11 protein-coding genes are annotated in these 12541 nt (G+C 66.6%); 8 read left to right on the plus strand and 3 right to left on the minus strand.

The window, feature by feature from the left end; genetic code table 11:
* The first annotated feature begins 181 nt into the window (after positions 1-181).
* The 3 genes from BJF92_RS12830 (at position 182) to BJF92_RS12840 (ending at position 1843) form a co-directional block, all read left to right on the plus strand.
* A complete protein-coding gene (locus tag BJF92_RS12830) occupies positions 182-790 on the plus strand; it encodes a rod-binding protein (protein WP_075635141.1) in 609 nt (202 codons plus the stop codon).
* Between the two features lie 121 nt (positions 791-911).
* Positions 912-1280, plus strand: coding sequence for a hypothetical protein (locus BJF92_RS12835; protein ID WP_075635142.1), 369 nt, complete (start codon positions 912-914; stop codon positions 1278-1280).
* Positions 1280-1843: a hypothetical protein gene (locus tag BJF92_RS12840; RefSeq protein ID WP_075635143.1), complete on the plus strand. Its 564-nt coding sequence runs from the start codon at positions 1280-1282 to the stop codon at positions 1841-1843. Before BJF92_RS12835 ends, BJF92_RS12840 begins: the two co-directional genes overlap by 1 nt.
* Positions 1844-2072: 229 nt before the next feature.
* Here BJF92_RS12840 and BJF92_RS12845 read toward each other — a convergent pair whose 3' ends face one another.
* Positions 2073-3062 carry a glycosyltransferase family 2 protein gene (locus BJF92_RS12845; protein ID WP_075635144.1) on the minus strand — a complete coding sequence of 330 codons (990 nt, stop codon included), beginning with the start codon at positions 3060-3062 and terminating at the stop codon, positions 2073-2075.
* 212 nt (positions 3063-3274) lie between these two features.
* On the opposite strand from BJF92_RS12845, the gene BJF92_RS12850 reads away from it, so the two are divergent.
* The 3 genes from BJF92_RS12850 to BJF92_RS12860 are packed head-to-tail and all read left to right on the plus strand — an operon-like array spanning position 3275 to position 6315.
* Entirely contained in the window at positions 3275-4549 is a 1275-nt protein-coding gene (locus BJF92_RS12850; protein WP_075635145.1) for a glycosyltransferase, read from the plus strand.
* A 15-nt stretch (positions 4550-4564) separates the two neighbouring features.
* Positions 4565-5401, plus strand: a complete 837-nt coding sequence (locus tag BJF92_RS12855) for a WecB/TagA/CpsF family glycosyltransferase (protein WP_075635146.1) — start codon at positions 4565-4567, stop codon at positions 5399-5401.
* On the plus strand, positions 5401-6315 hold the full coding sequence (locus BJF92_RS12860; RefSeq protein WP_075635147.1) for a DUF6492 family protein: 915 nt from the start codon (positions 5401-5403) through the stop codon (positions 6313-6315). The genes BJF92_RS12855 and BJF92_RS12860 overlap by 1 nt, the downstream gene beginning before the upstream one ends.
* Before the next feature lie 31 nt (positions 6316-6346).
* Here BJF92_RS12860 and BJF92_RS12865 read toward each other — a convergent pair whose 3' ends face one another.
* The gene (locus tag BJF92_RS12865) at positions 6347-7609 is read right to left on the minus strand and encodes a lipopolysaccharide biosynthesis protein (RefSeq protein WP_078058000.1); all 1263 of its coding nucleotides are present in this window, start codon (positions 7607-7609) and stop codon (positions 6347-6349) included.
* Between the two features lie 252 nt (positions 7610-7861).
* On the opposite strand from BJF92_RS12865, the gene BJF92_RS12870 reads away from it, so the two are divergent.
* On the plus strand, positions 7862-10048 hold the full coding sequence (locus BJF92_RS12870) for a GumC family protein (RefSeq protein ID WP_075635149.1): 2187 nt from the start codon (positions 7862-7864) through the stop codon (positions 10046-10048).
* Positions 10049-10424: 376 nt separating this feature from the next.
* Positions 10425-11324 (plus strand): bifunctional methylenetetrahydrofolate dehydrogenase/methenyltetrahydrofolate cyclohydrolase FolD, encoded by a 900-nt coding sequence (folD, locus tag BJF92_RS12875; RefSeq protein ID WP_075635150.1) that lies wholly within the window; start codon positions 10425-10427, stop codon positions 11322-11324.
* Positions 11325-11349: 25 nt separating this feature from the next.
* On the opposite strand, the gene BJF92_RS12880 is transcribed toward folD, so the two are convergent.
* Positions 11350-12384 carry a LacI family DNA-binding transcriptional regulator gene (locus BJF92_RS12880; RefSeq protein WP_176218728.1) on the minus strand — a complete coding sequence of 345 codons (1035 nt, stop codon included), beginning with the start codon at positions 12382-12384 and terminating at the stop codon, positions 11350-11352.
* Positions 12385-12541 lie beyond the last annotated feature (157 nt).

Raw genomic sequence — 12541 nt, forward strand, 5'->3', positions numbered from 1 at the left:
CGGCGCACCGAGCTCTCCAGCCGGGCACGCGCCGCCGTGCCGGCCTTCAAGCCTGCCGCTCCGGCAGGGCCTGCCCGGGTGATGAGCCCGGTCGCGCTGCCGGGCTCTCGACCATTTCAGCCGCATCTCGTGCGCATTCATGAGCGAATGCGCGGCGCAGGGTGCCTCAAGGGAAACCGCCATGGCCATCTCGCCCCCCAGCGATCTCGTTCTGGATGTCGTGCGTGCCGCCGACCCCACGCAAGTGCAGGAAGCACAGGCGAAGCTGCGCGCCAACCGCGCCGCCTTCCGCGCCACCAGCCTCGCGGAAGCGGGCCACGGCTTTTCCAGCACGCTGCATGCGAACAATCCGCATCAGGGCTCGACGGGGCTCGGCGACATCAACAACCGCGCCAAGGCGGAGAAGGTGCCGGCCCAGTACCGCAAGTTCGAAGGCATGGTGCTGCAGAAATTCGTGGCCGACATGCTGCCCAAGGACAACACCGAGGTTTTCGGCAAGGGCACGGCCGGCGATGTCTGGAAGGGCATGATGGCCGAGCAGATCGCCAATGTCATCGCCCAGGGCAACGGCATCGGCATCGCCCGCACGCTGATGGTCAACCGCATTCCCGTCACGGGCGAGAACGACCGTCAGGCCTCGGTCGATCCCAGCGACCAGACCCGAGCCAGCGGCATGGTGCAGCAGGTTCAGCGCCAGACGCTGGCCGAGCTTCTGGGCATGAAGGACGACGACATGGCAACGACGAAATCGGACGTCGCCGGCAAGAGCCAGGCGACCGCACGGACTTAAAATCCGGCACCGCCGGCTCGCTGCTTCCTAGAGGAGCCGATGCGGCGGGGCGGGGCAAGGTTATAAGGAGCGCACTGCCGCATTGCGGAACGGCGCGCCGACAGGAACAAGGAAGACGACCATGGAATTTGCCGCATCGAGCGACACGCGCATCCGCAACGTGCTTGGCCGCCTCGAAATGATCCTGGACAACGAGAACAGCCGCATCGGCGTGGACCCGAGTTTCGACCTGCGCGGCTCCAATGCCCGCAAGAGCCGCTGCCTGTACGAGCTGACCATGTTGCAGCGCGATGTGCTGCCGGTGCAGCAGAGCGATCTTTTCGTGTCGCAGACCAAGCATATCCGCGCCAAGCTGGAGCTCAATTCCAGCAAGGTCGGCGCGCATATGGAGGCCTGCCGCTCGGTGGTCGACCTGCTCAAGGCCGCGGCCCAGGAGGCCGAGGCTGACGGCATCTACTCCCAAGAGCAGTTCCGCTACGGCGAGGTGTGATGATCAAGCTTCTTCTGACCGGCATCTGGGCCTGCGTCGTCACGCTCGGCGCTGTCTATTTCTCTGTGCAGCACGCCTCCGCGCCCAAGGTTTCGGAAGAGGAAGCCACGCGCGCCGCCCTTCAGGAATATGTTCCCGGCGAGCTGATCACCGTTCCGGTGATCGCCAATGGCGGCGTCCAGGGCTATTTCCTGGCGAAGCTGTCCTATGCCGCCGACAAGACCAAGACCAAGACGCTGCAGATCCCCCTCAAGGAGGGAGCGACGAGCGCGCTTTACAACATTCTCGTCGGCAAGAAGCTGATCAACATCGCCGACACCTCGAATTTCGACCTGACGCACTTCAAGGACGTGCTGCGCGACGGCCTGAACGAAGTCTATGGCGACAAGCTGATCTTCGAGGTCTATGTCGAGCAGCTCGAATATCTCAACAAGGCCGATCTTGCCCGCCTGGCCCAGCCGCCGGATGAGGCGCACGAGCCCAAGCCCGTGCCCGTCGTCGACAAGAACGGCGCCACCGCCCATGAGGTGATGCCCGGCAAGGACGCGCCTTCGGGCCACTGAGCCGGCAAAGCCATAGGATTGCGAAAGCCCGCCTTGTGCGGGCTTTCTGCCGTTCAGGGCATCGGACCGAAAAGTGGGAACCGGTTTTCGGATCAACCCGATGCCGAAACACAGGAGAGAGCATCGGACCGAAAAGTGGGAACCTGTTTTCGGGTCGATCCGATGCCAAAACACAAGAGAGAACATCGGACCGAAAAGTGGGAACCTGTTTTCGGGCCAGTCCGGTGCCCTAATTCTTCTCGGGATGGCGATATTGCTCGCCGACGATGCCCGCCTCGGCCATCAGCCGTCCGAGCGCCACCTGCAGATGATAGGGCGCCGCCGCCGCAAGGCCGGTGCGTCGCCACAGCGCGATGCCGCGCCAGGGCGACGCGGCGAGCAGGGCTAGGCTCTTGGCGAGCGTCTTCAGCCGCCCCGCCGCCCCGGGAGCGGCGCGGTGTTCGAGCATGGCGGAAATCGCGCCGTTGCGCAGGCTGCGGGTGCGGATCCAGTCGGCCTGCATGCGCCGGGCCGGCACGGCTTCCACCACGGCCGCCTCGGCCGACCAGGCGAAGCGGAAGCCGCGCGCCTTGCAACGGCGGTAGAAATCGCTGTCGCCGCCGCCGATGAAATTGAACAGCGGATCGAGGAAGGGGCGGGGCATGGCGTCAAGCACGGCGCGCCGGATCAGCACATTGCCCGAGGAATAGAGGATCGGCACCGGGCCGGTGGTGGCATAGGCCGGCGAGAAGACCGGATGGCGCGCCAGATCCGGCCGTCGTCCGGCCTCGAAGCGCGGCTCCTGCGGCCCGCCGACGAGATCGGCGCCGGTCGCCGCCTGCGCGGCCAGCAGGCCCGCCAGCCAGCCCGGCGTCGCCAGCTCGTCGTCATCGATCACAGCCAGCGCCTCCAACCCGGGATAATGCGCGAGCGCCGCCGTCCAGCCGGCATTATAGGCATGGCAGTTGCCGCGCTGGTGCGCGATCACGACGAGGCCGTCGAGGCCGTGATGCTCCATGAAGTTCCGCGCCGCCGTGGCGCCCGCGCCGCCCTCCGCGTCGTTTTCCATCACGATCACGGCAAAGGGCAGGCCCGGCGCCTGGATCCGCAGGCTCTCCAGCGTCTCGACCAGCTGCTGTGGCCTGCGGAAGGTCGGCACGGTCACCACCAGCCGCACGGCGGCGGGCGGACCGTTTTCGCGCCGGAAAAACAAGCTGACATCGGAGGATGGCTCGAACATGCGGACAGGCCTGACGGGTGGGCGTTGGCGGAGCGTGCCGATCTGCGACACGCAGCCAGCAATCTGGGGCCACTTTAACAACAAACCCTGAATCCGCTTTCTTAACGAAAGGTAAAGCCCTATGTTTGCATTCGATCGAACCATTTAAACGGGCCTTGAGCCGGATGGGCTAGTCTCTCCGTCAATCGCTTCCTTAGGCTTGATGTGTGTCCATGCGTCTTGTGGTTGTCTCCTCGCTGGTTCCGGTGCGCAATCCCGCGACGGGATTCGACGTGGCAAACCGTGCGCTGGTGGATGGGCTGAAGGCGCTGGGACACGATGTCTGCGTCATCGGCTATCTCGAACCGGGGCAGGAGCCTGCGGACGGTTTCGATGTCGATCTTCTCGGCCATCTGCAGATCACCAATGCGCGCGTCTCGGCCGGCCAGCGCCTGCGCTGGCTGATGCGCGCACTGATGCGGCACACCACGGTGTCCTCCGCCAAGCTCCTGACCGTGACGCCGGAGCGCTTCGATGCCGCCCTGCGCAAGCTGATGCCCTTTGACGGGCTGATCCTCAATTCCGTGCAGCTCGCCGGCGCCTTCGAGCGCGTGGTGGCGGCCTATCCATCGATCTACGTCGCGCACAATGTTGAGGCGGCCTCCGCCCGGGAGAACGCCCAGCACGCCAAAGGGCTGGTCGAGCGGCTGCTGTTTGCGCGCGAGGCGCGTCACATTCATCGGCTGGAGCAGACGCTGGCGCGCCGCGCCGCCTATGTGCTTGCCTTCGTGCCGCAGGATCTGGAGGCCTTCGGCCCAGAGGTCGCCGCAAGAAGCGGCGTCATGCCGCTGGTGCGCCACTGGCAGCGCCCCGCGCCTGCGCGTGAGCCGGCGGCCTATGATCTCGGCCTGATCGGTAGCTGGGGCTGGCGGCCGAACCGCCTGGGGCTGGACTGGTTCGTGCGCTCCGTCGTGCCGCTCCTGCCACGGGAGATGGAGATCGCCATTGCCGGGGTGATCGACCATCCGCCCGAAAGCGACCATCCCGGCCTGCGCTTCCTCGGTCGCGTGCCGGATGCCACCGCCTTCGTGCGCCAGGCGCGCGTCGTTCCGCTGGTGGCGCGCGGCGGTACGGGCGTGCAGCTGAAGACGATCGAGACCTTTGAGCTGGGCATGCCCAGCGTGGCAACGCCGGCCTCGCTGCGCGGCATTGCCGCCGTACCGGAAAATTGCGTCACCGCGCAGACGCCGGAGGATTTCGCCCGGGCGCTTGTGGCCATGGTCGCCGCCGTTCGCGCGGGCAGGCAGGGGGTCGTGGCGGGAGGAGACTTCCACGACGCCCAGCGGGCGGCGCTCGTCGCCGCACTGGAACAGGGGCTTGCCGTTCTGGCAAAGGCGCCGGTCCCTGCCGGAGCGCCGCAGAGCAGGCTGCCGACACGTGAATCGCTGCCGCTGCCGGCGGCTGCGGGCAAGGGCGCGCTGGAGCCGCACATTTTGGGGAAGCAATAAGGGAGGATGGGCATCATGAAGCTGTTTCCGAAGACCTCGGTCTATCCGCCCCGCCGGGCGATCTTCAATCTTCCGATCTGCGATTTCGGCTGGAAGGAGGCGCTCGCCTTTGCAGACGAGGCCGCCTCGCGCCCGATCGGCCAGACGGTGATTTCCTTCGTCAATGCCAACAATGCCAACTTCCTGCAGAGCGACGCCGAATACCGCGCCATCCTGGCCCGGCATGTCATCCTGCCCGACGGGCACGGCATGGACATCGCCTCGCGCGCCTTTCACGGCACGGCCTTTCCCGCCAATCTGAACGGCACCGACTTCATTCCGGCGCTGTTCACCTACATGACCCGCCCCCGGCGCGTTGCCATGATCGGCGCCAATCCGGACGTGCTGAAGCGCGCGGCCGAGGCCTTCCATCGCCATGCGCCCTGGCACGAATTCATTCCCGTCGCAGATGGCTATATCGATCATGAGGGGTCGCTGCGGGCCATGGCGGAAATCAGCGCGCTCAGGCCGGACATTCTGATGGTGGCGATGGGAACGCCGCGCCAGGAAAAGTGGGTCGATCGCTATGTCGGCCCCGGCCATGCGCGGCTGGTGGTCAGCGTCGGCGCCCTGTTCGACTTCGTCGCGGGCGAGGTTCCGCGCGCGCCGCAGGTGGTGCGGCAGATGCGGCTGGAGTGGCTCTATCGACTGGTGCGCGAACCGCGCCGTCTGTGGAAGCGCTACATTCTCGGCATTCCGCTCTTCTTCCTCAACATTCTCAACGGCCTGTGGAAAGGCCCCAAGGCGGTGGAGGACGGGCGCGTCATCATCGACCGTCGCGGGCCGCGGCCGCAGGGCAGCCTGGACAAGTGATGAGCCCTTCCGAACCGATTGCCGGCGTGCCCGGCCGCACGGCCCTGATGACCGCCTCCTATGCGCCCGATTTCGAGCGCTGCGCCCTGTTGTGCGAAAGTCTCGACAGCCACATGAAGGGCGACTGGCACCATTATCTTCTGGTGGATACGCCCGATGTCGGCCGCTTCCGTACGCTGGAGGGCGCGCGCCGCAGCGTCATCGACCAGCGCGCGCTCCTGCCCTGGTGGCTGCGCGCCGTGCCGGACCCCACCAAGCCGAAGCGCAAGCTCTGGCTGCGGCCCTTCGGCAAGCCCCTGCGCGGCTGGCACGTGCAGCAGATCATGAAGATCGCCTTTGCCGCCACGGCGCGCGAGGCCGCCGTGATCGCCATCGACAGCGACGTGATCCTGGTGCGCGATTTCGATCCCGCCAGACTCTGGCGCGACGGCGCCTGCCGGCTCTACCGCCTGCCCGACGAGATCGACCCGTCGATCCGCTCCGACCATGTCGCCTGGCTCGGCCATTCCGACCGTCTGCTCGGCATCGGGCCCTATCGCCTGCCGGCGGCCGGCTTCATCGATTCCATGGTCTCCTGGCGCTGCGACACGGTGCGCGCCATGATCGCGCATATCGAGCGGCTGCATGGCATGAGCTGGCAGCGGGCGCTGACCCACAGCCGCGCCTTCTCCGAATATATCGTCTATGGCCGCTTCGCCGAAGAGGTGCTGAAAGGGGAGGGGCATTGGATGACCGACGAGCCCTTCTGCCACGTCGCCTGGTTCAAGGACAGCTACGAGACCGGGCCGGACGGCCTGCGCAAGCTGGTGGCCGGCATGGGGCCGAACCAGATCGGCATCGGCGTCCAGTCCTTCATCGGCTATGAGATGAACGATATCCGCCGCGTGGTCTCAGAACTCCGCCAAGCCTCCTGAGAGGGATCTCTAAGCTGCAGGATCGGACAAATCAGCGCTGCGCCGCCCAGCGCTGGACGGAGGGGTAGGTCAGCGCCATCGAGGTGGCATAGACCGCCAGGAAGACCAGGTTGAGCATCGGCACCCAGCCGGTCGGCGCCGTCGTTTCCTGCAGGAGCAGCCACAAGAGCCCCACCTTCATCGCTCCGAGACAGGCGAGATTGACGACGCGGCGCACGGTCTGGCCGGTCGCGTAAAGCAGCTCGGAGTGATATTCGACCAGGTTGCGGAAGCCCGGCACCAGGAGAACCATGGCGACGAAGGGCGCGATCTCCGCCACATTGTTGCCGAGGCCGCGCGGAAACAAGGTGAGGTAGCCGGCCATGCCGGCGATCGCCAGCAGGGACACGCCGGCAATGATCGCCTCGATCATCGGCTTGGTGCGGCCGCGTTTGAGGATGGCGGGCGAGCGCATGATCTGCTGCACCAGCAGCGTGTTGAAGGAGCGCACGGGCAGGGCGGTCAGATCCGCCAGCCGCATGACGATGGCATAGATGCCCGTCACCTCCGGCCCGCCAGCGGCGAGAACGACCAGCTTGTCGAATTCCGACTGCACATAGAACAGGATCTCGGCGCCGGCCACCGACACGCTGTCCACCCAGCGGCGGATATAAAGCTCCGGCCGCCAGCGCAGCCGCACCCGCGGATAGAAAACAACGATGGCGATCGCTAGGCTGATGATGTTGGAGGCGAGATAGAAGCTCGACCAGTCGGACAGCGTGTTGAAGGACAGCGCGTAGAAGGCCACGGCGCTCAAGGTGCGCAGCGCCTGGCCGATCACCACCATCAGCGCGCTGCGGGCGAATTGCCCCGTGCCGTTCAGCACATTGGAGACCACCTCCAGCCCGCGCCAGCAGATGATTTCCGCCAGCATGAAACGCAGGAAGACCGGCCCGGCCATGTCCTCGGCAAACAGCAGGAAATAGATCAGTGCGCAGAGCGCGACGATCAGCGGCAGGGAAAACAGGGCACCGACGAGGAAGCCAGTCGTATAGGTGCCGATCAGCCGGTGCTTGACGGTGGCGACGCGGTAGAGCGGCGACATGAAGCCGAAGGCGAGCGCGCGCGAAACCATCACGCCCGTGGCCGAGGCCGAGGCGAACAGGCCGAACTCGCTGATCGGCAGCACATTGGCGATGCAGATGAAATAGATCAGCGACAGCACCAGCCGCACGGCTGAGCCGCCCACCATCGAGAGATAGGCGTGCACCATGCGATGGTGTCTGTCGTAAAGGGCGCGGGCGGGTGTAATCACGTGCAAGGTCCTGCTGACCGTCGGGCTTGTCTACGCTCTATTCCTTAAGAAAGAAATCGTGCGTGCGCCTGTCGCGCTAACGGGAGCATTAACGGTTTATTTTTCTGGCTTGGTTAACCATGCTAGCGAAGAATTGCGAAAAGGCAGGTGCCCGGCCGCGCACCACTGGTGATTGCGCCTGTGCTGCCGGCCGCGGCATCATACCAGGAATGTCATCTCCGCCGGCGGCTGGGGAGAGCGGTGTAGGGCGTCATGTTTCAATCCGACGAAACGAACCGGAAAAGACCGACGCGATCGCTGCTGGATCTGGCGGAGGACGACGCGTCGCGCGCGCCGGCTGCAACGCCATCCCCAGCGCCGCAGCCCGTCGCCGCCCCCGAAGCGCGCGAGGCCGGTGCGGCACCGCTGATCGATGTCGTCACGGTGTTCCAGGCGATCTGGGATTTCCGCAAGCTGATCATGGTGACCACCATTCTGGGCGGTCTGGCCGGCATCGGCTTTGCCATGGTGGCCCCCTCGCATTACGTTTCGGAAAGCAAGCTCTATATCGACCCCCGCGAGGTGCAGCTGACCGACAGCGACCTGTCAAAGCAGACGCTGGCGACGGAAGGCATTCTGGCGCTGGTCGACAGCCAGCTTGAGGTTCTGCGTTCGCGCACCGTGCTGGAGCGCGTCGCGCGCGAACTGGGGCTTGCGCGTGATCCCGAATTTGCCGGCAAGACCGAGGCCCCGGCCGAGGGCGGCAGCGTGGCGGAGAACCAGACGGAGATCGATCCGCGCGTTCTGGAAAAGCTGTCCGACGCCTTGACGGTCGGCCGCGACCCCAAGACCTTCATCGTCACCGTGCAGGTGAAGACCCGCGACGCGCGCAAGTCGGCGCTGATCGCCAATGCCATCGTCAGCGCCTTTCTCGACGAGGAGCAGCAGGCGCAGTCGAGCTTCTTCAAGCGTACCACCAACCAGCTCGACAGCCGGCTGGCCGATCTGCGCAAGGAGCTGGATACGGCGGAAGGCGCGGTCGAGGCCTATAAGGCCAAGCACGACATCGTCAATGTCTCGGGCCAGCTGATCTCCGACCAGCAGCTCCTCTCGCTCAACCAGCAGGTGGGCGAGGTGCGCAACCGCATCGCCGAGGCCCGCGCCAAGGCCGACCTCGCCAACCAGATCCGGCTCAACGACATTCTGAGCGGCGCCTTTCCGGAAGAGATCGCCTCGCCGACGCTGCAGGAGCTGCGCAAGCAATATGCCCAGGCCCGCAGCCAGCTGAGCGCGCTGGAAACCAGCCTCGGCCCGCGCCATCCCCAGCGCCTTGCCGCGGCACAGGCGCTGGAATCGGCCCGCACCGAAATCGGCAACGAGCTGCGCCGCATCGCTGCCTCCACCCAGACGGAGCTGCAGCGTGCGCTGCGCACCGAGCAGGACCTGCTGCAGCAGCTCGCCACCCGCAAGACCCAGCAGCTGGAGAATTCCTCCAGTTTCATCGAGCTGCGCGAGCTCGAGCGCAAGGCCAATGCGACCCGGGCGATCTACGAATCCTTCCTCAAGCGCGCCGGCGAGACGGGCGAAGAGGAAAAACTGACCTCGCGCAATATCCGCGTCATCGCTCAGGCCGAGCCGGCGCTGAAGCCGACCGGGCTGTCACGCAAGATCATCGCGGTGGCGGGCCTCCTCGGCGGCTTCGCGCTGGGCATCGGCTTTGCCGTGCTCGTCGGCCTGTTCCGCAGCACCCGCGCGCTGCTCGTCGCCGCGCGCGCACGGCCACAGGCGGCTGCCTCGGCGCCGACGCCGGCGCGCGTCCAGGCCGACCCGCCTGCCGAGCCGCCACCATCGCCGCCACCGCCGCCAAACCCGGGACCCTTCGACTTCGGGCCTTCGGGCGGACTGCCCGCGGAGAGGGCCGCACCGGCCCCGCAAGCCGTCTCCCGGGCGCCGACATCGGCCTCTGTCGCGGCCGAGCGCCTGCAAGCCGCCGTCACGGCAGAGCGCCTCAAGGCCGCCGCCGTGAGCGAGCATTCCGAAGGCCCTGACGGGCACGGGGCCAAGGCTGCGGCCGAGGGCGCGCCTGCGTCCTTGCCCGAGACGAAAGCCGATGCCGTTCGTTTCGCGCCGCTGCGCGCGCCGGATGCCCGGCGCGATCCCGCGCCGTCGCTGGCCGTCGACACGGCGCCGGAACCGATGCCGGACGCGCGCGACGAGGCGGGCGACAGCAACCAGACAGGCGATGATGCCGGCTGGATGGCGTCGGCAGACCATTTGCGCGCCGCCTCTGCCGCCCGTGCCGCCGCGCGGGACGATGCGCAGGCGGGCGCGCTCGATTTCGACGGGCTCAGCCCCGAGGAGGCGCGCGCGATCGAACCTGTGCTCAAGCTGCGGGCGGATCTGCGCCGGTTGCGCGCCCGCGTCGAGGATTATGCCCGCACCCAGTCCTCCTCCCTGTGAGGCGAGCGCCTCAGGATCGGGCGCGTCGGCCCGGGTTCGCCCCGCCGGCGGTGCGCGCATCAGCTTTTCCCACCGTCCGACTGCCACTGATTGCCCCTGCATGGCGCCTGGGGCGCTGCCGTTAACGGTCAGCCGCCGCCTGCCGCGCCGCTCCCCGGCGCGCCCTCTGCTGGAAAGCGGTTTGGTGAGCGCGGACGGACAGGCTTTCTTGGCGACGGACCTTGAAATCGCCCCAGCGGAACAGCATAGGACGCGGACGGGAAAGTCCCGCGTCTCAACCTCGCGCATCCTGCGGCTCCGCTTTCAGGCGTGGTCCGTTCGGCTGGCGTCGGTGCGGAGACGGGCAGGGCAGATCAGAGGATCAAGGACGTTCAGCATGGGCAGAGTGATTGACGGCAAGCAGGTTGCGGCAACCGTGATCGACAAGGTCAAGCAGGCCGCCGGAGCGCTGGAGGCCGCAGGCGGTCCGCGCACGGGTCTCGCCGTCGTGATCGTCGGCGACGATCCGGCAAGCCATGCCTATGTCTCGGCCAAGAGCCGCATGGCCAAGGAATGCGGCTTTGCCTCCGTGCAGCACACTCTTGCCGGAGAGACCACGCAGGAAGAGCTCGCCGCCCTGGTCGAGACCCTGAACAACGATCCGGCGATCCACGGCATTCTCGTGCAGCTGCCGCTGCCGGGCCATCTCCAGGCCGAGCCGATCATCCAGTCGATCCGGCCGGAAAAGGACGTGGACGGGCTGCATGTCGTCAATGCCGGCAAGCTGGCCACCGGCGATCTCAAGGGCGGCCTGATCTCCTGCACGCCGGCGGGCGCCATGGTGCTGCTGCGCGAGGTGCATGGCGCGGATCTTTCCGGCCTCAACGCCGTCGTCATCGGCCGCTCCAATCTCTTCGGCAAGCCGATGGGGCAATTGCTGCTGGCGGCCAATGCCACCGTCACCATGGCGCATTCGCGCACGCGGGACCTCGCCGCCGTCTGCCGCCAGGCCGATATTCTCGTGGCCGCCGTGGGCCGGCCGCAGATGGTCAAGGCGGACTGGGTCAAGCCCGGCGCGACCGTGATCGACGTCGGCATCAACCGCATCGATGCGCCGGAGCGCGGCGAGGGCCGGAGCCGGCTTGTGGGCGATGTCGATTTCGCCGCCTGCGAACCCGTTTCCGCCGCCATCACCCCCGTGCCCGGCGGCGTCGGGCCGATGACCATCGCCATGCTCATGGCCAATACGGTGATCGCCGCCCACCGCGCCAGCGGCCGGCCGTCGCCGAGTTTCTGACAGGTCGTTCGCGAAAGCGGCCCTGCTACCGAACCGGGGCAGGGCCGGTGGACTCACGCAGGATCAGCTCCGTGCGCCAAAGCTCCTGCTCGGCCGGGTCGCCATGCTGCAGCACCCGGTTGATCAGCCGCTCGGCGATGCGCGCGCCGGCGGCGCGCAGCGAGGAGCGGGTGGTCGTCAGGGGTACGCTGAAGTTCTCCGGCTTCAGCATTGGCAGCTCGTCGTCATGGGCGATCAGCGAGATGTCGCGGCCGACCTTCAGCCCCCGCCGGTCGAGCACCCTGACGGCGCCCAGCGCCAGCACCGTACTGGAACAGAGCACCGCGGTCGGCGGCTCCGGTTCTTCCAGAAGCATCTCCATTGCCTGATGGCCGAAATCGTCGGTCATCAGCCCGTTATGCGCCAGCCGCTCGTCGAAGGGCAGGCCGTTTTCGGCCAGCGCCTTGCGCATGCCCTTTTCGCGCCGGATGGCGAAAGCGAAATGGGCCGGACCGTTGATCAGGCCGATGCGCCGGTGGCCGAGCTGGATCAGGAGGCGCGCGGCATTGTAGAAAGCGCCGGTATTGTCGATGTCTAGGAAGGGGTAGCTGTGTGGCCCCTGGTCCACCGCGCGGCCATGCACCATGAAGGGCATGTTCAGCGTGTTGAGGAGCGCGATGCGCGGATCGTCCCGGCGGACATAGGCGATATAGAGCGCATCGACATTGCCGCTGGCCACCAGCCGGCGGAAGGTGCTTTCCTCGTCCTCCGGGGCGCTGGGATTGATGACGAAATGGAAGTCGTGCTTGACCGCTTCCTCGCCCAGACCCGCCAGAAACTCGCCGAAATGCACGTCTGAATCGAGCCCCGGCGCGATCGGCATCACCAGGCCGAGCGAGCCGGCCCGCCCCGTCGCCAGCCGCTGCGCGGCCCGGTTTGGCCGGTAGCCCGTTTCCCTGACGGCTTTCATCACGCGCGAACGCGTCTCCGCGCTTACCTCCGGAAAGCCGTTCAGGGCGCGGCTGACCGTGGTCTGCGAAAGGCCGAGCATTTCCGACAGCTGTTTCAGTTTCACGGTCAACGCGGACGACCTCCCTCAAAGCGCTTTGAAAACGTTTCAATAATATAGCCTGCAAGCGCAATGGAGAGAACACTATCGCCGCATTTTCCGCGATCGGAAGGCCAATACGCCGCTGTGCTGCGGAAAATTTGTGCTGCGATGCGTCAAAATGCATCAT

This window comes from Xaviernesmea rhizosphaerae (assembly GCF_001938945.1).
GTDB lineage: Bacteria > Pseudomonadota > Alphaproteobacteria > Rhizobiales > Rhizobiaceae > Xaviernesmea > Xaviernesmea rhizosphaerae.

What these genes read in the sequence shown, in the direction of transcription:
- BJF92_RS12860 (WP_075635147.1), top strand. Translation starts at nt 5,401, where the DNA reads ATGAGCCCTTCCGAACCGATTGCCGGCGTGCCCGGCCGCACGGCCCTG.
- BJF92_RS12840 (WP_075635143.1), top strand. Translation starts at nt 1,280, where the DNA reads ATGATCAAGCTTCTTCTGACCGGCATCTGGGCCTGCGTCGTCACGCTC.
- folD (WP_075635150.1), top strand. Translation starts at nt 10,425, where the DNA reads ATGGGCAGAGTGATTGACGGCAAGCAGGTTGCGGCAACCGTGATCGAC.
- BJF92_RS12850 (WP_075635145.1), top strand. Translation starts at nt 3,275, where the DNA reads ATGCGTCTTGTGGTTGTCTCCTCGCTGGTTCCGGTGCGCAATCCCGCG.
- BJF92_RS12855 (WP_075635146.1), top strand. Translation starts at nt 4,565, where the DNA reads ATGAAGCTGTTTCCGAAGACCTCGGTCTATCCGCCCCGCCGGGCGATC.
- BJF92_RS12870 (WP_075635149.1), top strand. Translation starts at nt 7,862, where the DNA reads ATGTTTCAATCCGACGAAACGAACCGGAAAAGACCGACGCGATCGCTG.
- BJF92_RS12830 (WP_075635141.1), top strand. Translation starts at nt 182, where the DNA reads ATGGCCATCTCGCCCCCCAGCGATCTCGTTCTGGATGTCGTGCGTGCC.
- BJF92_RS12845 (WP_075635144.1), bottom strand. Translation starts at nt 3,062, where the DNA reads ATGTTCGAGCCATCCTCCGATGTCAGCTTGTTTTTCCGGCGCGAAAAC.
- BJF92_RS12835 (WP_075635142.1), top strand. Translation starts at nt 912, where the DNA reads ATGGAATTTGCCGCATCGAGCGACACGCGCATCCGCAACGTGCTTGGC.